The organism is Dysgonomonas sp. HDW5B (assembly GCF_011299335.1).
Lineage (GTDB): Bacteria > Bacteroidota > Bacteroidia > Bacteroidales > Dysgonomonadaceae > Dysgonomonas_A.
Genome location: NZ_CP049858.1, coordinates 2571845 through 2592537, shown reverse-complemented (window position 1 = coordinate 2592537; position 20693 = coordinate 2571845). Strand labels below are relative to the sequence as shown.

The window sequence follows — 20693 nt, the reverse complement described above, 5'->3', positions numbered from 1 at the left end:
ATGATAACAGGACATGGCGATGACGCCTATCAATTCGACCACAAGATTGTAAGTAATTTCAGCTCTAATGTCTACAATAAGTTTGATCTGAAAGACCTGAAAGAGTATCTGTGGACAAATATTTCCTCAATACATTCTTATCCTGAACCCGATGCACTTACATTGAGAAAGTTGATCGGAAAAAAGTTGGGAATCTCAAAGGACGAAATAGGCGTTACAAACGGAGCTACAGAGGCAATCTACCTCATTGCTCAAGCCTTTAGAGGGAGTAAAACAGCGGTACTGATCCCGACATTCAGAGAATATGAGGATGCTTGCGAGATACATGACCACAATCTCTACTATATTGACTCACTAGAAGATATTCAACCCGACACACAATTGGTATGGTTGTGTAACCCTAATAACCCGACAGGCGAAATATATGACAAAGCATACCTGGAAAGAATAATATCAAACAATCCGAACACTTGTTTTGTTATAGATCAATCGTATGCAGCATTTACTAACCATATTATTTGGAGTGCTTCGCAAGCGTTGAAATTCAACAATGTCATTTTGCTTCATTCTTTAACTAAATGCTATGCAATTCCCGGATTACGCTTGGGCTATATTACTGCTCAAAAAAATAAGATAGACAAGATTAAGCATTACAGTATGCCTTGGTCGGTGAATCAATTGGCTCAATTAGCAGGTTTATATTTATTAGACAATGTATCATATGATTTCTCTGATTACTTACAGGAATCTCAACGTGTACAAAAGCAATTGGCGGAAGTATCGAGAGTCAAAGTACATACTTCGGGAATGCACTTCTTTCTGTGCCAATTAGAACTAGGCAAAGCTGCTGATCTCAAAAAGTATCTAGTCGAAAAGTACGGTTTTCTAATTCGAGATGCTGCTAATTTCAGAGGACTGAATGAAAGCTACTTTCGCATTGCAGTGCAAGAAAAATCAAATAATAACCTACTCGTAAAAGCGATCAAAGAATGGACAAGGTCTCAGACCTCTCTATTGATTGGGTAGTATAAAAAACAAAGACTGTTATGACTTTAGAATATACCAATAGTAGTATTCTTTTACTGATAATACCTCTCATTATTGGATGGATTGCAGATCGGTTGTTTGGAGACCCATTATCACTCCCTCATCCGGTTGTAGCCTTTGGGAAAATAATAGCAAGGGGAGAAAAATTATTGAATAAAGGTACGTCCAGAATATTCAAAGGGGCAGCTTTTTCTATATTTTTGATTGTAGGATGCTTTATTCTTTTCTTCTATCTAAATAAAGTACTGATCTCTATAAATCCATATTTAGCGATCGGATTCAATGCTGTAATGGTATTCTTCTGTCTGGCAGGAAAAACTCTTGCAAATGAAGTAAGAGACGTTTTCATCGCAACCGACAAATCGGCAGAAGACGGCCGCAAACAGGTCGCACGAATTGTAGGACGAGATACATCTCAATTATCGCCCCAACAAATACGGACGGCTGCACTCGAAACTTTATCAGAGAATCTAAGCGATGGAGTTATCGCACCACTCTTCTGGTACCTATTATTAGGAGTACCGGGTATGGTCGCCTATAAAATGATCAATACACTGGATTCGATGATCGGATACAAAAACGAACGGTACAAAGATTTTGGATGTTGGGCAGCACATATAGATGATATTGCCAATTATATTCCTGCCCGATTAACTGCCCTATTAATGCTTATTGTCAGTAGTAGACTGTCTTTACTATCTTTCATTTCTAAATATGGATCACAACATGCCAGTCCCAATTCAGGGTATCCCGAATCTGCTTTAGCAGGTATCCTCAATTGCCGGTTTGGAGGACCAAACCATTATTTTGGTCAATTAGTGGATAAACCCTATATAGGAACTACAGACAGAGATATTACTACTGAAGATATGCAGGTAGCAGTCAACATAAATCAACGAACAGAAATACTTATGATTTTAATAATCATCGCATTGAGTATCACTAATATATTTCCTTTACTTAATTAAATTGATCATGAAAATATATACTAAAGGTGGCGATAAAGGCAAAACAGGAATACACGGAGGTCAACGAGTAGATAAAGATGATATTCGTATCGAAGCTAACGGAACTATTGATGAATTAAACTCGATGATCGGCGTAGTACGGGCATACCTTCCACGAGAACACGAATTTCAGGCTGTATTATTCAAGATCCAAACCGAATTAATGGTGGTTATGTCTCATGTGGCAACCCCTTCCGAAATGCGGGAAAAGAATCCGAATAAGCTCCCCGAAGATCTTGCTAAATTCTGTGAAGAGTGTATGGATAGTATGACTGACAGAATGGGCGAAAGTAAAACCTTCGTTTTACCGGGAGGAACACTCGCTTCAGCTCATCTACAATTGGCAAGAACCATTGCAAGAAGAAGCGAACGCCGTTTATGGACGTTGAATAAACAAGATGAAGTTCCGGCAAATATACTGCAATTTATAAACCGTCTGTCTGATCTTTTCTTTACGATGGCTCGATTCGATATGTTTCAAGAAGGAACAGATGAAGAACGCTGGCACGACTTTTTATATAAACGTAAAAAGAATGATGACTAAATGGCTAAAGAAATTATATTTATCACAGGAGGACAACGATCCGGAAAAAGCAGCTATGCTCAGCAAATAGCTCTATCATTATCTGAAAACCCGGTCTATCTGGCAACTTCGCGAATTTGGGACGAAGAACACCAAAAGCGTATCGAACGCCACAAAGCAGACAGAGGCACTGAATGGACTAATATAGAAGAAGAGAAGCAATTAAGCAACCATCGGCTTGAAAACAGGGTTGTATTGGTAGATTGCGTTACTTTATGGGCTACAAACTTTTTCTTTGACAACAATTCGGATGTAGATTTATCTCTAGCTATGATAAAGGAAGAGTTTGATAAGCTAATTCAGCAAGAAGCTCAATTTATTTTCGTTAGTAATGAAATCGGATTAGGAGGAACGTCTGAAAATAAAGCACAAAGATTATTTATGGATCTGCAAGGGTGGATAAATCAATATATTGCATCTAAAGCCAATAAGGTATATCTGATGGTTTCGGGAATACCTCTTCAAGTTAAGTAATATGTACAAATATAAAGAGCTGCCTTTACAGACAGCTCTTTTTTATTTCTATAATATAGGATATATTAATTTCTCTTTGTAAACACCCAAGCATCGTTTAATTTAGGATTGCTCTTCTTAAATGAAGCCAAGTATTTTTCAGCTTGAGCTTTGTCTTCAAAAGACGCTACATATATTCTATTACGGTCTCCTGAATTAACTATATTAGCATCCTTATATCCTCTATCCTTAAACGTCTTAAGAGCTTTTTGTGCTTCTGATTTGCTGCCAGCACTACCTATTATCACAAAGAATTTTGGTTCAACAGCCTTCTTCACGGTAGGAGTTTCTGCAACAGTAGTAGCTTTGGCAACCTTTGCAGGTTCTGCTTTTTGAGTAACAGCAGGAACAACCTTTTCTATTTTAGGTTCTTCTTTCTTTACCTCAACTTCTGTAATCGGAGCTTCAACATCGGTTTCACTTATAATTTCCTCCGGAGAAGAGATATCTAATGAACTATCAGATAAAATTTCGATAGAATTTGAATGGTTAGCGGAAGCCGAAATCAAATCTGTAAAAAATCCTGATTTCTGTACATTATTGTTTTCGTTCTCAGAAATAGGAGTAGAAGTGACAAAAAAGACCAGAATAGCCGCTGCAGTTGCACCAACTCCGGCAAATACTCTTTTATAAATCGAGCGTCTATTATTGACAATAGATACTTTCTGTATTTCCTGAATATCAACCAATCTTCTAATATCCAGCACCGACAATCCAAATGTTTCTGAATGAGAGGCTGAGATATTATGATTAGGCTCAAAGCTCAAACGGCCATCCGTTTCTTGTGACAATTTACCCAACAATCCTAATTGTATGGGTTGTCTTAAAGCAAGGATCGTATTCAACCTCTTCACCACATCTCCGATACGTTTGCAAGCAATATCATATGATATAGAATATGCATTCATATATGACTCCGCCAACAAACCATCGTTATACTTAAGATCGGGGTTAAAACCAACGGTAACCCTTGGTGGTGTAATAGAACCATCGGCAGCTATTTTAGCCACTTCACGATTCAATACAAAACCTCCAAAATCCGGTATAATCACACAGTCATGCTTCTGTATCAGGTAATCTATATGGGACGTAAATTCTTTCATATTACAAATATAAGAGATAGTATCTAAGGAATCATTCTTTTAAGTTATTAAAATCAGATAGAATTTTTTTATATCTAGTAATCTACTGAATACCAATTACGATCTAATTTTTCGAGATTTTAAGGTTGCAAAAAACACAAATAATGCTACATAACATATAAATACAGCATGCTGCAAACTGAAATATTTGTTAACATTGCATATCGAATCCTTAAATCTAATACTATTTCTTTTTCAGAATCTCATTGAATAGACTCTCATACCGAAACACTATTGACTTCCACGAATATTTATTGATAATTTGTGCTTTATTACTCTCTATAAAAATCTTCTTTTTTTCGTCACCTAAAGAATTAATATTACAAATCATAGAGGCGACTTCTGTATCCTTAACAAAGTATAAAGCATTAATGTTCAACACCGCTTTGTTAAACTCATTATCATGTGAAGCAATCAATACTTGAGAAGCCATTGCTTCTAACAATGACGGGTTGGTACCTCCCACAGAATGTCCGTGAAAATACAATGTGCTATAATGGCGAAGACTATCCAATACCTCTTTTTTATACACTGTACCCAGAAAATGAATATTAACATTACGATATTTTGCTTGAAGAAATCTTCCATATTTTGTTCCGGCATTACCGATTATCAAAAATGGCCGGGAATCATTCGACAAAATATATCCATCAAGAATCATTTCGATATTATTCTCAGGTTCTAAACGGGCGATCACGAGAAAATAATTATTAGCTGTCACATTATAGGGAGATAGCAAATTCTCATCGAAGTGTTCAACTATGTCAGCCCCATAAGCAATACAAAACGATTCTGCATTAAACTCTTTCTTGTAATATTTTTGGATTGCTGAATTATCGGAAACTAAATAATCAGATTTACGAACTGCTATTTTCTCCAGTTTCTTAATCAGTTGGCGAGTAAAATAATTCCACTTGCTTCTTTTCCATTCTATCCCATCCATATTGGTAATTACAATGGGCGAATTTTTCTTTAGCAAATAATAAGAGGGTGCATTACTATGGTAGCCGGCTTCGTAAATAATATCAAAATCCTGTTTCAAAGCATCCTTCATACACAGGTAGTCATATACAAAATTAGCGGCCGCACCTATTTGCTTCTCAGGACTATATATCTTTCTGATGGTAACACCTCTGAACTCCGGCTGATCGTATTCATGAAAATGCACGTTATATACTGTCACAGAATGTCCTAGTTCGACCAATCCGACAGACAGGAATTCTGCGAACTGCTCAAATCCCCCATAACTATTGGGGATGCCTCTGGTTCCTAGTATGGCTATTTTCATTTATTATTTAAAGATAATCAATTCTTCATTAGTTCTCCGAGATAGTCATTAGCTGCTCTCTCCCAAGTAAAATTCCCTGCAATTTTTATCAATTCATTTCTATCTACATTATAAATCTGACTTATTTTGTTATCTACAATCGCTTCATTAGACAACTCTGATTCTAAAATCTTTATATCTTTTCCAGAGGATAGCTCGTCATTTACTTCATTTTCCGCATTAGTAATGACCGGACAACCTCTCGCAAAAGACTCCAAGAGGGGAAAACCAAAGCCTTCATATTTGGAAAGAAAAATAGTAGCCAATGCATTTTTATATAGGACATCTAATTCTTCATCAGATACAAATCCTAAATATGATATATCTTTATCATTTGTAATATACTGCAGAAAGATTTCTGCATCCTCCTTGCAATAATCATTAATTCCCCCAACAAATTTCAATTTAATTGAAGAATGTAATTTCTTGTAAGTCTGAAATAAAGTTACAGCCTCATATAATTTCTTTGCATAAGGATCAAGCCTGCCTACTATCAGAAAATATACCTCATTAGAATCAGAATCTTTTTCATTACTTGATAAAATAACTTCATGACAAAGGGTAATCCCATTGTATATTACTTTAACGGATTTATTATCCACTTCTTTTGGAAATGCCTTTTCAATCTGTGCTTTTACAAACTTTGAAATAACAACAACCTTACAAGCTCTTTTTAATGATAATTCTATCATCTTTTTCCTAAACAAAGTCCGTAAGAAACCAAATTTATTTTCTTCTTCAAAATCATTTAAATCATGAATTATAGGGATTGAGTTTTTTACAGATTTTCCAACTATAGCATCTGAACAATACAAAACGTATTTTGCTCTTTTCACGTAAGGCAAGAATGGCAGTATAAACAAAAAGTAAAATTTAGAAAAAATACTTTTCCGTAGTAATATAGGTTTGACAATTGCTAAATCCTTATTTTGGGGCAGCAGATGTACACTATTATTATAAAAATCATTACTAACGATTAATGTTATTCTATAATCTTTACCTAATATTTTCTCAATCAAAAGAGGAAGCAATCTTTCCATGAATACCCCAACTCCCAACTTATGTCCATAATAACATGCTATAATTGTTATTCTCTGTTTCATATATACTCCTATCCTTCATTTATTTCAGAAAATAAGTCTACCCATTGAGGCATAATATTCTCAGGGAGAAAACACTGTATGCTTGCTCTTCCATTTTGCCCCATTTGCTTTCTTAATTGCTCGTTATCAATTAAAAAAGATATTTTCTCAGACAGTTTATCTATATTTCTAGCTTCCACTAAAAAACCGTTCTCTCCATTTGTTATAATTTCAGATAATCCATCCGAACATTTAAAAGCAATACAAGGCAATCCGCAAGACATAGCCTCGGGAAGAACCAAGCCAAATGCCTCGCTTATTGAAGGCATCACATAGAGAGAACTTTTCAGATATTCATCTGAAATATTTTTCACCGAAGGATGTATTCGTATATTATTTTTTAGTCCTAAATCTGAAATTTGTTTTTGTAAATTTTCAAGTTCTGCACCGTTCCCGAAAATTACTAATTCCCAATCGGAATGCTTTTGAGAGACTGATCGCCAGGCATCAATCAGATACGAAAAACCTTTTTCTTTACTCAAACGTCCTACACTTATTACTTTCTTTTGAGTACAATCGGTCGTAGAATCGGGAAAAAAAGGTAAAGGGTTAGGAATACTCACAATGCGATTATTAAATCCCGCCCAAAGTCTTTTTTCACTTTCAGAAAGTACGACCAAAGCATCGTAATATTTAAGAAATCGCTTTCTCCGAAAATCAGTTATCAAAGTAAAAAGCTTCGATAATAACGTTTGATTACTCAAACTCACTTCTATTTTTTTATGGTCTTTAGATAAATGGCTCTCAGCTATTTTTCTGCTCCCATCCTTTATCTTACAAAGAATAGATACCTCATGCGTACAAGTCGAAATAACAATATCAGCTTGTATTTTTCTTAATATCTGCTCTAAGCGAATTCTATGTTGTTTTCTTTTATGTATCTGATTCTTTAGTCGTTTGGAGAAAGGAAGTCCATCTAACTCTCGATAATTTATACCTAAATCGAAAAAATGTATTTTAGAGGAGAAGTCAAAAAAGTTCTCTCTTGATTCCCTGTCTGTTGTAATTATAGTCACATCATATCCCATAACATCTGCAAAGTAATTAGCCTTGCAACAGATGCTACGCTCCATTCCTCCCGCTTGAGAAGAATCTATGAGACAATATACAATTTTCATTTCTCGAGTTGTTCTTTAATTTAACAGATTATTATATAACAAAATATTTGATCACTATTTCAAACTCATATCATTATATTCAATCTTCCTTCGACTCAGGATCAAATAACTCATCTTCTTCGTATCGATAACGATATAATAATACCCAGAAAATATTATTACCAATTATCACACTATATAATAACAACGATTCCATCAATCCATATACCAAAAAGCTGATAAAAACCGCTATTAAAATAAAATTCTGTTGTTTTACCATATTCTTTACCGCAAAGAACCATAGCCACACAAAATAAACAAAGACTAAAACTCCTGCTTCAAATAACAAATGCAGATACGAGTTATCAACTATAATATAATCGAATGCCGTTGTACCCAAAAGATATTGCAAAGGGGTTAACCCATCCAATAATTCTTTATATAAAGTAAGTCTCTTACTCAACAGGATATTTAAGACAGGATAATCATTTACATTTATGGCAAAGTAAATAGTCAATGCTGCAAATACGATTGGCAACAGATATAGTACATATCGGGAATAACCTATTCTGTAATCTCGTTTAAACCTTGATCGCAAACTAAAATAACACAAGACCAGAACAAAGCTGATTACTGCAATAATAAAGCTACGTGAATCGGTCTCCACATACAAATACACAGATACTAGGAACAAAAAGCCTAACAGTATCCATATAAAATTACGATACTTAGAGATATAACAATATAACAATATAGAGATAAACAGTCCCCAATAATAAAGTGCCGCTGCATTGGGATGCCCATATCCAAAATCGTAACGTATGCGTATTGTACTGATGGCTTCCGCTTGAATCATCTGTCCTGTTCCCACAAACAGAAGCATTAACAAGGCTGTGCCTCCCAATATAATTATGTTGTATCGTAAATAGGTTTTAAGATTAAGTGTCGATATACATTGCATCAAAACAATAGGGGTCAGCACATTCTGTTTATAAGGTGTGAATTGTGCCAGAGATACGATAATAAGTATCCCCAACCAATATAAATACTCCCGACGCATGGCTGTATAATCGAACGACAAAAGGAAAAAGAAAAAAGTGAGAATAGTCAATATCTCTTGCCTTTCCCCCAACACAACCGTAAACAGGAATCTGAGATTGAGAATCAATAACAGAATGAATATACTTGGTCGTCTTATTTTCTCTAAAACTTCATTCATTACCAGCTCCTTTCTTTACCTAGCCAATTAGACACTCCGTACTTAATCTGCTGCACATAGCTCATACCAAGCCCTTCGGAAACAGTCAGCACCCATTTCCAATTCTGATAACAAAGCTGAACAACACCAACCGCTAAGATAGCTCCTACGATACCCCAATCAAAATACCGAATAAAAACAGGTATCAGAATGAAAATCCCTAATGCCGACCATAACGATGATGCCAGATAAGGTACTTTATTTTCGGAAGATATTAAATTCAACGCCAATGTCTGATTAGAATCCAGTAAGTACACTACAAATAATAACGCCAAAGGCAAAGTAGGTAAAAACGTAGTACCACTACCAATAAAATCTAACGCCCAATCACCCAAGAGCAATATTGAAATACAACCTATAATATATATGAATAAGAAAAGCACCAAACTCTTGGAATAAATACGACGAATAACATCCAGTTCTTTAGTCACCCAACTTTGCGAAATATAAGTTGAATAGCTATAATAATATAATAGAGATACACTTCCAAAGACATTTACCACTTGTATACTCAACCCGTATTTTGCTACAGTAGCCAGAGGCAAAAACAAAGAAGCATAAAACAAGCTTCCTCTTGTGGAAAAGAATAATGCCATATTAGCCAAACCCAATTTATAGGTGTTTTGCCAAATAATCCCCATGAGGTCTTTAGCCTGTATTTCGGTTTGTTTAAGTGTTTGTCTTAATCCATCTTTATATGCCAAAATATCTCCTACAATAAAATTAATAATAGTAGAGATACAATTGGCTATTGCAATTCCTAAGATTCCATATCCCGAATACAACAGTCCGAAAACCAAAACCATATATACCAACCTATTGATGATAACAAGCTGATTAAATTCTTTAATATATCCGCGTCCTTGAAGAATACAACTGAAATAAAGGCAATAAAAACTGGCTACCACACTCAATGAATAGAGAATCCAAGAAGTTATAATAACATCCTGATCGTGCAAATCTCTTGACAAGTGGCGAATATATAACGAACCAATCAGTATCAGAAAAACGATCATAACAGCCGACACGCAGCTATAAAAGCGACGCATAGCATGTATAAGACTCTTGATCAGTGGGAAATTAGACTCGCCCAGAACATCGGCATCGGAGTCAATACCCTCTTTAATCAAAGAAGTAGCACCGCCAAAAGCATAAGATATATTGCGGGAAAAAGAGGTCTGAAACACCAAACCGATAAGTGTGGCAAACATGCCGAGATTGACAAAAATGTACCAAATACCCAACATATTGGATGGTAAATAACGAAAAATAGCAGGCAATATGAAAATATTAGCCCCAATATTACAGCCTTGAGCTATATATCCCCATACAACATCTTTTCTGGTGATAACTATTTTACTCAATATCTTGTGTTATTTTGGTTTGCCTGTATTTGCACCATATCCATAACCATAAGCGGCTTTGGTAGTGGTTCCATTTATTACGATGGACAGTTTTTTCAATTTCTGTTCTTCAACAATAGATTCTGCTAATTTCAGATACGATTTGTTTGTATAATTGGCTCTAAACAGATATACTGTTGTATCGGAAACCCTGTCGAGACAGAATGTATCGGAAACCATTCCCACAGGAGCCGTATCGACTATTATATAGTCGAAGTTCGCACGCAAATAGGTGAACATTTCCTCCAAGCGATCATTCAGCAATAATTCTGATGGATTAGGGGGTATAGGTCCCGCAGGAACTACATATACATTGGGATGCAGATCGGGACGATGTATTATAATCTCTTCGGGTTTCATATCATCCGAAGCCAAATACAAGGTCATACCATCTTTTCTGTTTATACTTAAATATTCGGTCAGTTTCGGGTTACGAATATCCAGCCCGACCAATACCACTTTTTTATTTTTAATCAATGAAAACGATAGTGCCAAATTGACTGTAAAGAAAGATTTACCCTCACCACTCACACTTGATGTTACCAAAATTACCTTATCATCTTTCTTCATCAAGAATTGAAGGTTAGTTCTCACCAACCTGAACAACTCGGCAGTAGAAGTACTCACGCCCTCGGCAACAGCAACATTTCCGGCATTTTTATCAAGACAGATTTCACCCAAGACAGGCACTGATGTAGCCTCTTCCAATTCGTCTTTCGATGCTATTTTAGTTTTAAATATATCCAGCAGATAAATAATCAGAATAGGAATCATTGCCGCAAAAAGCAGAGCAATACCCAACGTTATCATCTTACGGGGCGCAACAGGTTTCCATATATTATACGCTCCATCAATTACTTTTGCTTTAGGCGTAGTCGAAGCCAACGTCAATTGAGTTTCCTCCATTTTTGTCAACAAGAATATATAAAGGTCTGATTTCACTTTTCTCTGACGTTCAATCTCCAGATATTCACGTTCCTGTCTGGGCATTTCTGACATGCGAGATTGCATCTCTCCTTCAAGCCCTGCCCAATCTTTCTTGCGAATACTAATATCTTTACGTGCATTGCGAATACTGGTTTCTACATTCTTTCTCAGTAATCCGATTTGTTCATTCATTACAACAACAGCAGGATTTTTATCTGTACTATTTTGTAACAAGTGGCTCCTTTCCAATAAAGCAGCATTATATGAACGAATTGCCTCCAAAGCATTACTCGAAACAGCCGTATTAGTCGGAATCAGTTCATATTTATTTTTAGGGTCAGAAATAAAATTCTCCAACATATCGGCTATACTCAATTGAATATCAATCTCCGTATTTTTCTCTTGAAGATCATTGTATTTCTCAATAAAGACAGTAGATTCAGCCGTAATGTCTGTTATATTATTTTGTTTCTTGAAGTTTTCAAGATATTTCTCTAAATCGTTCAATTCAGAAGCTAAAAGGTTGATACGCTCCTTTATAAAATCGGCAGTATTTTCAGCTTCTCTGTTCTTATCCGATTTTGCATCGATATTGTATAACTCTACCAGTTTATTCAGTATATCTTTGCCCCGTTCTCTATTTACATCTCTAACGCTCAAGCTGATTATATCCGAACTATTACCTGCTGCACCAATCATAATCCGACTTCGGAACTTCTCAGCTGCATAGTCTAAACCTGATAAAAATACTTCTATCGTATAACTATCTTTACCAATAGATTTGCCCGAATAGTTTAAAGAAAAACTGCCATAGGGAGTCTTAACATCGGCAGGTAATGAGTTAAACTGAAACTCCCCTACCTTATCCCCGTCAATCTCGGCTTTTACCTCAACAGATTTACCCTTTACATCAATCTTAAACTTAATAGGCATCGATAAAGTATCCATAACCGATCTATCGACACTAATAACCAATGGAGAGGTATTATACATGGATTTATCGAAAGGGAATTTCTTCAAGTCGTAAGTCGTATATAATCCCAACTCGTAAATCATATCACGCATATGCGATTGTGAGGACATAACAGCCGCCTCATCGTCAATATTGTCCGAATCCGCTAAACCTCCTAACCCGAAACTACGCACAAGGGAAGAGGCAATCTTAGCCCCCTCAGCTTCTGTTCTTAGTTTTACATTCGAAACTATTAAATAAGTAGGATCTACCGTTTTCAGATAAGCGATAGCGATAAACAGACAAGTTATTCCCGACAAAAGGAACCACTTCCAATATCGTGTATATTTGAGGATTACATCTCCTACATTGACAAATTCCGATTTCTTTTTTGCACTCATATCAAAAAGTGTTATACTCTATTTATTAGACACTGCTATGATTAACGATATGGTAGCAATAACACTCGTTATAGCTGTACTTATCAGTGTCAGATTAAATTGTTTCTGCTGACTCATTTGTGAATCTTTCTGATGTTCCTTATTGGACTCTACATAAACAATGTCATTCTGTTGCAGATAGAAATATTTCGAAGAAAATACACTATTGCTATTAGTCAAATCGAAACGTATAAACTCTTTTTTCCCTCCATTTTCACGAATCAACAATACATTATCGCGCCTGCCATAAAGAGTCAGATCACGGGCATTAGCTATTGCATCTAATATAGATACTCTTTGTCCTGTAAAATAAAAAGGTCCCGGAGCATTAACCGAGCCAAGGACTGACACTCTGAAATTCAGTATCTGAATATTAACAATCGGGTCTTTCACATAATCCTCCAATCGCATTTGCAACAAACCGACCGCTTCTTCCAATGATAGTCCTTCCAACCTGATCTTACCTAAAGTTGGGAAATTAATTTCGCCCTCACTATCCACCAAATAAGAAGGTAGTGAATTCTGACTTAAACCATTAGGGGACATAGCTGCGGCTGTGGGTAGATTAAATGGTGCTACAGCTTGAGCGCTTACGGATGATACTACTATTGCCAACTGATCATTCGGTTTTATTCTTATTTCCTGAACCGAATCGGACATCGCCACCTCTTTTTGCAGATACTCATCTAAATCTTGAAAATATGAGAATTTTTTTGTTGTTCCACACGAACTACAAAGAATGATTATTCCAATGAATAGTAGAAAATGATATCTCTTCATTTATTGTTTTTTTATACTTATAACACTTACCTAAAAAGTAAAAACGCGAAAACCGAGTTAAAATTATAACGCCTATAGTCTATAGAAATTATACTCTGAATGACAAAGATACTTTTTTAATGAAAAGTTACTCTTTTTAATAGGTATAAAAGTACTTTTATAAAAACAAAGAACCCCTTGAATAATTATTCAAAGGGCTCTGTTTTATTGTAGTATGATTTTCTTACAAATCTAAAGGTAAGAAACCTACATTGTTTATCAATTCGGTATCTACCATAATACGTCCACAATATTCGCATACCAGGATTTTCTTTCCAAGTTTAATGTCCATTTGTTTTTGTGGTGGTATTTTATTGAAACAGCCTCCACAAGCTCCACGCTCAATAGAAACAATTGCCAAACCATTACGTGCACTTTTACGGATACGTTTGAAAGCCTGAAGAAGGCGAGGTTCTACCTCTGCTTCGATCCCTTTTATCTCTTCTCTCAAAACTTCTTCTTGTTGTTTTGTTTCCGAAACGATCTCATCTAACTCTTCTTTCTTTTGTGCCAAGTCAGCAGAACGATCAGTAAGAAAAGTATGACTTGTTTCGATTTGCTCTTTCAAATTTTTTACATTTTGTGTAAATTCTTTGATACGCTTTTCTGACAATTCGATTTCCAGCGTTTCGAATTCGATTTCTTTGCTCAGGTGATCGTATTCACGATTGTTACGTACATTATCAAGTTGTTCTTTATACTTCTCGATTTTCAAAGTACAATCCTGAATTTTTTGTTTTTGTTGAGTAACAGCAGCTTCAAATTCTTTAAGATCCGACTCGTATTTTCCAACACGGGTTTTAAGTCCTGCAATCTCATCATCTAAGTCAGCAACCTCTAAAGGCAACTCACCACGAAGAATCTTGATTTTATCTACTTCAGATAATTTTTCTTGCAGACTATAAAGCGTTCTTAGCTTATCTTCTACAGCAATTTCTTTTTCAGCTTGTTTCTTTGCCATTTTATATTTTGTTTTTAAGTTATTACTACACTGCACAGGAGATAAAAAAATGCAGCAAACAAAAAGCTCAACATTTCGCTTCTTTATTTACTACATTGCAGTATTTCAGAGGGAGTATATCACCACATCCATACACAGAATTGTTATTTACTTATCACAATTCGAATACAAAGATACTATATTTTCATTATAATATCAGCTATAAGCAAAAGAAAATATTTCAAGAACAAACTATCTATCACTGACTTGCCCGTTAAGGAAATAAACGCTCTGCGAACTTAAATTACAGATACTTCACAGGATTCACATCAAATTGAGAGAGATTTAATTCTACTTCGGGATGCTTTGCCGAAATTAAATCATAAAATATATCTTTAGTACATACTTCCGATTCATAATGTCCTACGGTTGCTAACAATATTTTATCCTCTACATCATAAAAATCATTGTATTTGGCTTCACCTGTTATGAAAATATCTGCTCCGTAACCAATCGCCTGAGGAATAAGAAAAGCTCCGCTTCCTCCACACAAAGCTACTTCATGAATCATAGTTCCCCGATAGGTGGAATGTTGAATGCTCGACAAATGCAAAGTATCTTTTAAATAATACAGGAAATCTTCTTCTTCCATTGGATCAGGCAGAGTTCCCACAATACCACTACCGGCTTGCGACCATGAGTTTTCTAACTTATAGAAATCATAAGCAGGTTCTTCATAAGGATGTATTGCCAGTAAAGCATTTAATATTTCTTTTTGCTTAAAGGCCGGAAGGATTACCTCTATACGAATCTCGGCTTCACGATGTAATTCTCCCCTTTCTCCTAAAAATGGATTTGCATTCTCGCCAGCCCTGTAAGTTCCTTCACCTGCTATATTATAACTACATGCATCGTAGTTACCAATATTTCCCGCTCCGGCATTAAACAATACTGTACGAACACTTTCAGCATAATCGACCGGAACAAATGTTACCAGTTTTATTAAACTACTTTTCTGCGGTGCAAGAATCTTAACCTGCTGTAAATCGAGAATTTTGGCTAATTGATAATTGACTCCGCCAACAGCATTGTCTAAATTAGTATGTGCAGCATATACAACAATATCATGTTTACAAGCTTTTATCATGCAACGTTCTACATAATTTTTGCCTGTTAAAGATTTAAAACTACGAAAAGCCAAGGGATGATGCGATATAACAAGATTACACCCCAAACGAATAGCCTCATCCATTACATCTTCGGTAACATCTATACATAAAAGTACGGACTTTACTTCGTGGCTTACATCACCAATCTGCACTCCACAATTATCGAAACTCTCCTGCAAAGGCAGAGGAGCCAAATGCTCTATTGTTTGTAGTATTTCTTTTATTTTCATGATAATCGTCTTTTAGAAAAACTTTATTCTTTAGACAAAGAAGCTTTAAGTTCTTTCATCTCTTGCTCCAAAGCCTTATTCTTCGCATCTTGTTGAATTACATATAATGTCAACTCTTCGATCTTTTGTAACAATTTTGCTTGCATTTCGGCTACATTGATTCCCTCTTCCAGCACTTGCTTTTCGGAAGGAACATCAGGGAGATGTTTATGCTCTTCGATATGAGCTTTAACTTCCTCTAAAGGCAGTAACTTGTACTCTTTATCAAACACAAAATCTGACCATTTTGTTGCTTCAACTTTTACTTCATTGGCAAATACTGCTCCGTTAGCATAAAAATTAGTCCCTTTAATATTACCGTTTACATCTAATTTCTGTGTCGGGGTAGCAGTTCCGACTCCAACATTGCCAGCACTATTAATCCCCATACGATACTGACCTGCTGTGAAAAATTTGATACCGCCATAACCTGCTTGCCATAAAGTATTACCTCCTGAGTTCCAAGGATCAGCCATCCATCCTAAAGCATAGTGCCCCATACTACGTCCTTCATACACGAATACATCTGACAATTGCACGGTAATTTGGCCCTCTGATGGAAGAAGTAAATTTGATGTCTTTGTATTTCCACTTACCTCTAACTTTTGCGAAGGACTTTCCGTTCCAATACCGATATTACCAGAAATATTAATACTCAGACGAGGCTTACCCTCTGTGAAAAATTTAATACCGGCATACCCACTTTGCCACAATGTACCTCCTCCTGAGTACCAAGAATCAGGTACCCAACCAAAAGAATATTGCCCAACACTCCGCGCTTGATAAGTAAAATTATCTAACAGACTCCTTGAAATCTGACATTCAGATGGCAAAACTATATTTTTTGACCTAATATCTCCATTTACATCCAATTTGAAAGCAGGAGCCGTCGTTCCAATTCCGACATTTTGAGTGGTACTTATAATATTACCATTGGAAGTCCATTGACTAAAAGCCGGAGTACACATTAAACAAATAGAGACCGACAGCAGGGTTCTTTTCATATCAAATTATAAATCTAAATATTTTACAAGAAATTATACAAGAAAAACACAGTTGCCTCAAAAGCGTTTTTAGGAGCATCTTTAATCTCCATAGTAACTTTCATTTCAGCTTTTATTGTACCTCGCAGATTTACGACAGATAAAAGTTTCACCCGAATCCTCACTTCACTATCAACAACAACAGCCTGACCGAACTTAAGCTTATCCATACCATAATTGATCATCATCTTAAGGTTACGAACCTCAATAATTTGCGACCATAAGTGTGGAAGCAACGATAAAGTCAGATAACCGTGAGCAATTGTATTATGAAATGTACTTTCACTCTTAGCTCTTTCGACATCAACATGTATCCATTGATGATCCAATGTTGCATCAGCAAATAAATTAATCCTGTCTTGTGTAATTTTCAAATAATCGGAAACACCGATTTCTTTACCAACATATTGCTCAAACTCCTCAAATGAGTTAATAATTACTTTGTCCATATTCTTTTTAATCATTTATATAATAGTAGATACTTCCATGAAAATGCCCCTATTAAAAGATTTACATTTTCAGTTCCGATATCTGTAAATTTCGTCTGTGATAAACAAAGATACTTATTTTACTCAAATTTTATATATAGTAATCAGAGATACAACAACCCATGTATCATTTAATTCACAATTGAGATCAAAAAAACTTTATTATCTTTGTGCATCTCATCAGATTGAAGTAAAAAATATAACAAAAGAATACACCATAATTGTATGTTTGAAAATTTAAGTGACAGATTAGACCGCTCGTTTAAGTTATTAAAAGGTGAAGGTAAGATAACGGAAATCAATGTCGCCGAAACATTGAAAGACGTGCGCAGGGCCTTGCTTGATGCCGACGTTAACTTTAAGACCGCAAAACAATTTACTGAAACTGTAAAGGAAAAAGCTTTAGGACAAAACGTGCTTACGGCCGTTAAGCCAAGCCAGTTGATGGTAAAAATAGTACATGATGAGCTTGCTGAGCTAATGGGAGGCACATCAGTAGATATAAGTACGGATGGTAATCCTACCATTATACTTATGGCCGGACTACAAGGGTCGGGTAAAACAACCTTCTCCGGAAAACTTGCCAATCTTCTTAAAACTAAAAAAGGAAAAAAACCTCTGCTTGTTGCAGATGACATATACCGTCCTGCCGCAATAGAGCAGCTAAGAATATTAGGAACACAAATAGATGTGCCTGTATATTCTGAAGACGGAAATAAAAACCCTGTTGAAATTGCTCAAAATGCAATAAAACAAGCTAAAGCAAATGGCAACGATGTTGTCATTATAGATACAGCAGGTCGTCTGGCTATTGATGAGGCGATGATGAACGAAATCGCAGCCATCAAAACAGCGGTTAAACCTCACGAAATTTTGTTCGTTGTAGACTCTATGACAGGACAGGATGCCGTAAATACTGCCAAAGAATTTAACGACAGACTGAACTTTGACGGAGTCATCCTTACCAAATTAGATGGTGACACACGTGGTGGAGCAGCCTTATCTATCCGCTCTATAGTAAACAAACCGATCAAGTTTGTAGGTATGGGCGAGAAGATGGATGCACTGGATATTTTCCACCCCGAACGTATGGCCGACCGTATATTGGGAATGGGTGATATTGTTTCTCTGGTAGAACGCGCTCAAGAGCAATACGATGAAGAAGAAGCCCGTCGCCTTCAAAAGAAAATTGCAAAAAACCAATTTGACTTCAATGACTTCTTATCTCAAATACACCAAATCAAAAAAATGGGTAACCTGAAAGATTTGGCTGCTATGATTCCCGGTGTTGGAAAAGCGATGAAAGATATAGATATTGACGACAATGCTTTCAAAAGTATCGAAGCAATTATCTACTCGATGAGTCCAAAGGAAAGAGTAAGTCCTGAAATCCTTAACGGAAGCCGCCGCCAACGTATAGCCAAAGGAAGCGGAACATCTATTCAAGAGGTAAACAAACTCATCAAACAGTTTGACGAAACTCGCAAGATGATGAAAATGATGACCCAAATGAAAGGTGCAGGCAAATTGATGTCGAAGATGCCCGGAATGAAGCGATAAAATAAATTGAGAAGAGGAGTCATTGTGCTCCTCTTTTTAATATCAGTAATTTCAAATACACATTACTTTTATAGTTTGTGAGTTTTAAAATCAGAATACCATTCACTTTAGTTTAGGATTGCTCACCAAAGCAGCAAAAAGGTCTGCGATCTTATCCCCAATTAAATATAATATCTATGCAACTTATTGATGGAAAAGCCATAGCCGCTCAAATAAAAAAAGAGATTGCCGAAGAAGTAAGTGTAATAAAAGCAAAAGGAGGAAAAACACCTCATCTGGCTGCCGTTCTTGTTGGCCACGACGGAGGTAGCGAAACTTATGTCTCAAACAAAGTTCGTACATGTGAAGAGGTTGGCTTTAAATCAACTCTTATCAGATACGAGAACGATGTGACCGAAGAAGAAATACTCGCCTGTGTCGAAAGATTAAACAATGATGCAGATATAGATGGTTTTATTGTACAATTACCCTTACCCAAACATATTTCAGAAGAAAAAGTAATAGAAGCGATTGATTATCGCAAAGATGTTGACGGTTTCCACCCAATCAATGTCGGTCGTATGTCAATAGGACTTCCTTGCTTCGTATCTGCAACACCTGCAGGTATTGTTGAATTACTGAAACGCTACGAAATACCTACTCAAGGAAAAAACTGTGTAGTATTAGGCAGAAGCAATATAGTTGGTAAACCTGTTGCGACTCTTATGATGCAAAAAGGTTACCCGGGAGACGCAACTGTTACAGTATGTCACAGTCGCACCCCTAACATCAAAGAAATATGCTTAAATGCTGACATTATAATAGCAGCCCTAGGCGTTCCCGAGTTTCTGAAAGGAGATATGGTAAAAGAAGGGGTAGCAGTAATAGACGTTGGCACAACAAGAGTACCCTCAACCGAAACCAAATCGGGCTTTAAACTAAAAGGTGATGTTGCTTTTGATGAAGTTGCAGCCAAAGCAGGATTCATTACCCCTGTTCCCGGAGGTGTCGGTCCAATGACAATTATTTCATTAATGCGAAATACTCTTCTTGCAGGAAAGAAAGAAATCTATAAATGAGAGTGTCACGATAACAGTCTCGAAAGATGCAAATTAAGATTTGCATCTTTCTTTGTTTTTAGGGCATTTCATATGTTGTATAACATGAAGTTGGTACAAAAAAGAAGAGGTTGTCATCACGACAACCTACTCCTCAATTATTAACCTTAAATCTAATACTATGAAAAACACGGTGCAAATATAGATATGAATTATTAATTTCAAAACTAAATAGAGTAAATTCTACACAAAATAGCCATAATTTAACTTTGATTATGAAAGAATGCGTTAATTAACACATCTAGATTTAAAATTATATATATTTCATTAATGGAAAATAATTTAAGATCTCAAACTATTTAATCACTTAAGAAGTTCAACCCTAACCGCTATTTATTGAAAGGAAATACGATAATAAAAGTATCATCATACATAAACCCAAAACGAGTTATTTAATTGCTTTCTACCTATTAGTTTATATATTATCTTTGCACTTTCAAACAAAAGTAATAACCAATTAATTACTGGTA

Annotated in this window: 18 protein-coding genes; 6 read left to right on the top strand and 12 right to left on the bottom strand. The window is 35.8% G+C overall.

Features of this window, described 5'->3' with window-relative positions:
• The 4 genes from G7051_RS10645 to cobU are packed head-to-tail and all read left to right on the top strand — an operon-like array spanning position 1 to position 3111.
• Positions 1 to 1026 carry an aminotransferase class I/II-fold pyridoxal phosphate-dependent enzyme gene (locus G7051_RS10645; protein WP_166200161.1) on the top strand — a complete coding sequence of 342 codons (1026 nt, stop codon included), beginning with the start codon at positions 1 to 3 and terminating at the stop codon, positions 1024 to 1026.
• Between the two features lie 20 nt (positions 1027 to 1046).
• A complete protein-coding gene (gene cbiB / locus G7051_RS10640; protein WP_166200160.1) occupies positions 1047 to 2015 on the top strand; it encodes an adenosylcobinamide-phosphate synthase CbiB in 969 nt (322 codons plus the stop codon).
• A gap of 7 nt (positions 2016 to 2022) precedes the next feature.
• Complete coding sequence (locus tag G7051_RS10635; RefSeq protein ID WP_166200158.1) at positions 2023 to 2598, top strand: cob(I)yrinic acid a,c-diamide adenosyltransferase; 576 nt, start codon at positions 2023 to 2025, stop codon at positions 2596 to 2598.
• Positions 2599 to 3111 (top strand): bifunctional adenosylcobinamide kinase/adenosylcobinamide-phosphate guanylyltransferase, encoded by a 513-nt coding sequence (gene cobU / locus G7051_RS10630; protein ID WP_166114866.1) that lies wholly within the window; start codon positions 2599 to 2601, stop codon positions 3109 to 3111. It abuts the gene before it with no gap.
• Between the two features lie 65 nt (positions 3112 to 3176).
• On the opposite strand, the gene G7051_RS10625 is transcribed toward cobU, so the two are convergent.
• From G7051_RS10625 to G7051_RS10570, 12 genes are all read right to left on the bottom strand, one after another.
• Entirely contained in the window at positions 3177 to 4253 is a 1077-nt protein-coding gene (locus G7051_RS10625; protein WP_166200156.1) for an SPOR domain-containing protein, read from the bottom strand.
• A gap of 223 nt (positions 4254 to 4476) precedes the next feature.
• Complete coding sequence (locus G7051_RS10620) at positions 4477 to 5580, bottom strand: DUF1972 domain-containing protein (RefSeq protein WP_166200154.1); 1104 nt, start codon at positions 5578 to 5580, stop codon at positions 4477 to 4479.
• A gap of 17 nt (positions 5581 to 5597) precedes the next feature.
• Positions 5598 to 6722 carry a glycosyltransferase gene (locus tag G7051_RS10615; protein WP_166200152.1) on the bottom strand — a complete coding sequence of 375 codons (1125 nt, stop codon included), beginning with the start codon at positions 6720 to 6722 and terminating at the stop codon, positions 5598 to 5600.
• Positions 6723 to 6730: 8 nt separating this feature from the next.
• Positions 6731 to 7879 carry a glycosyltransferase family 4 protein gene (locus G7051_RS10610; protein WP_166200150.1) on the bottom strand — a complete coding sequence of 383 codons (1149 nt, stop codon included), beginning with the start codon at positions 7877 to 7879 and terminating at the stop codon, positions 6731 to 6733.
• Between the two features lie 79 nt (positions 7880 to 7958).
• On the bottom strand, positions 7959 to 9077 hold the full coding sequence (locus tag G7051_RS10605) for an O-antigen ligase (protein WP_166200148.1): 1119 nt from the start codon (positions 9075 to 9077) through the stop codon (positions 7959 to 7961).
• Complete coding sequence (wzx, locus tag G7051_RS10600) at positions 9077 to 10480, bottom strand: O-unit flippase-like protein (protein WP_166200146.1); 1404 nt, start codon at positions 10478 to 10480, stop codon at positions 9077 to 9079. Before wzx ends, G7051_RS10605 begins: the two co-directional genes overlap by 1 nt.
• A gap of 9 nt (positions 10481 to 10489) precedes the next feature.
• Positions 10490 to 12799 carry a polysaccharide biosynthesis tyrosine autokinase gene (locus tag G7051_RS10595; RefSeq protein WP_166200144.1) on the bottom strand — a complete coding sequence of 770 codons (2310 nt, stop codon included), beginning with the start codon at positions 12797 to 12799 and terminating at the stop codon, positions 10490 to 10492.
• A gap of 18 nt (positions 12800 to 12817) precedes the next feature.
• The gene (locus G7051_RS10590) at positions 12818 to 13618 is read right to left on the bottom strand and encodes a polysaccharide biosynthesis/export family protein (RefSeq protein WP_166114846.1); all 801 of its coding nucleotides are present in this window, start codon (positions 13616 to 13618) and stop codon (positions 12818 to 12820) included.
• Between the two features lie 223 nt (positions 13619 to 13841).
• A complete protein-coding gene (locus G7051_RS10585; RefSeq protein ID WP_166114844.1) occupies positions 13842 to 14618 on the bottom strand; it encodes a zinc ribbon domain-containing protein in 777 nt (258 codons plus the stop codon).
• Between the two features lie 283 nt (positions 14619 to 14901).
• Entirely contained in the window at positions 14902 to 15999 is a 1098-nt protein-coding gene (locus G7051_RS10580; RefSeq protein ID WP_166202759.1) for a Nif3-like dinuclear metal center hexameric protein, read from the bottom strand.
• Positions 16000 to 16019: 20 nt separating this feature from the next.
• A complete protein-coding gene (locus G7051_RS10575; RefSeq protein WP_166200142.1) occupies positions 16020 to 17039 on the bottom strand; it encodes a hypothetical protein in 1020 nt (339 codons plus the stop codon).
• Positions 17040 to 17062: 23 nt separating this feature from the next.
• The gene (locus G7051_RS10570; RefSeq protein WP_166114838.1) at positions 17063 to 17527 is read right to left on the bottom strand and encodes a MaoC family dehydratase; all 465 of its coding nucleotides are present in this window, start codon (positions 17525 to 17527) and stop codon (positions 17063 to 17065) included.
• Positions 17528 to 17791: 264 nt separating this feature from the next.
• Here G7051_RS10570 and ffh point away from each other — a divergent pair, with 264 nt between their 5' ends.
• Together ffh and folD are read left to right on the top strand one after the other, a co-directional pair.
• Positions 17792 to 19126, top strand: coding sequence for a signal recognition particle protein (gene ffh, locus G7051_RS10565; protein ID WP_166114831.1), 1335 nt, complete (start codon positions 17792 to 17794; stop codon positions 19124 to 19126).
• 176 nt (positions 19127 to 19302) lie between these two features.
• Positions 19303 to 20184, top strand: coding sequence for a bifunctional methylenetetrahydrofolate dehydrogenase/methenyltetrahydrofolate cyclohydrolase FolD (gene folD / locus G7051_RS10560; protein ID WP_166200140.1), 882 nt, complete (start codon positions 19303 to 19305; stop codon positions 20182 to 20184).
• The last annotated feature ends 509 nt before the right edge of the window (positions 20185 to 20693 follow it).

Bases quoted from the DNA above. Each gene is read 5' to 3' on its own strand.
- G7051_RS10590 (WP_166114846.1), bottom strand. From the start codon at position 13,618: ATGAAGAGATATCATTTTCTACTATTCATTGGAATAATCATTCTTTGT.
- ffh (WP_166114831.1), top strand. From the start codon at position 17,792: ATGTTTGAAAATTTAAGTGACAGATTAGACCGCTCGTTTAAGTTATTA.
- G7051_RS10570 (WP_166114838.1), bottom strand. From the start codon at position 17,527: ATGGACAAAGTAATTATTAACTCATTTGAGGAGTTTGAGCAATATGTT.
- G7051_RS10625 (WP_166200156.1), bottom strand. From the start codon at position 4,253: ATGAAAGAATTTACGTCCCATATAGATTACCTGATACAGAAGCATGAC.
- G7051_RS10620 (WP_166200154.1), bottom strand. From the start codon at position 5,580: ATGAAAATAGCCATACTAGGAACCAGAGGCATCCCCAATAGTTATGGG.
- G7051_RS10645 (WP_166200161.1), top strand. From the start codon at position 1: ATGATAACAGGACATGGCGATGACGCCTATCAATTCGACCACAAGATT.
- folD (WP_166200140.1), top strand. From the start codon at position 19,303: ATGCAACTTATTGATGGAAAAGCCATAGCCGCTCAAATAAAAAAAGAG.
- G7051_RS10575 (WP_166200142.1), bottom strand. From the start codon at position 17,039: ATGAAAAGAACCCTGCTGTCGGTCTCTATTTGTTTAATGTGTACTCCG.
- G7051_RS10605 (WP_166200148.1), bottom strand. From the start codon at position 9,077: ATGAATGAAGTTTTAGAGAAAATAAGACGACCAAGTATATTCATTCTG.
- G7051_RS10615 (WP_166200152.1), bottom strand. From the start codon at position 6,722: ATGAAACAGAGAATAACAATTATAGCATGTTATTATGGACATAAGTTG.
- G7051_RS10585 (WP_166114844.1), bottom strand. From the start codon at position 14,618: ATGGCAAAGAAACAAGCTGAAAAAGAAATTGCTGTAGAAGATAAGCTA.
- cobU (WP_166114866.1), top strand. From the start codon at position 2,599: ATGGCTAAAGAAATTATATTTATCACAGGAGGACAACGATCCGGAAAA.
- G7051_RS10595 (WP_166200144.1), bottom strand. From the start codon at position 12,799: ATGAGTGCAAAAAAGAAATCGGAATTTGTCAATGTAGGAGATGTAATC.
- G7051_RS10635 (WP_166200158.1), top strand. From the start codon at position 2,023: ATGAAAATATATACTAAAGGTGGCGATAAAGGCAAAACAGGAATACAC.
- G7051_RS10610 (WP_166200150.1), bottom strand. From the start codon at position 7,879: ATGAAAATTGTATATTGTCTCATAGATTCTTCTCAAGCGGGAGGAATG.
- cbiB (WP_166200160.1), top strand. From the start codon at position 1,047: ATGACTTTAGAATATACCAATAGTAGTATTCTTTTACTGATAATACCT.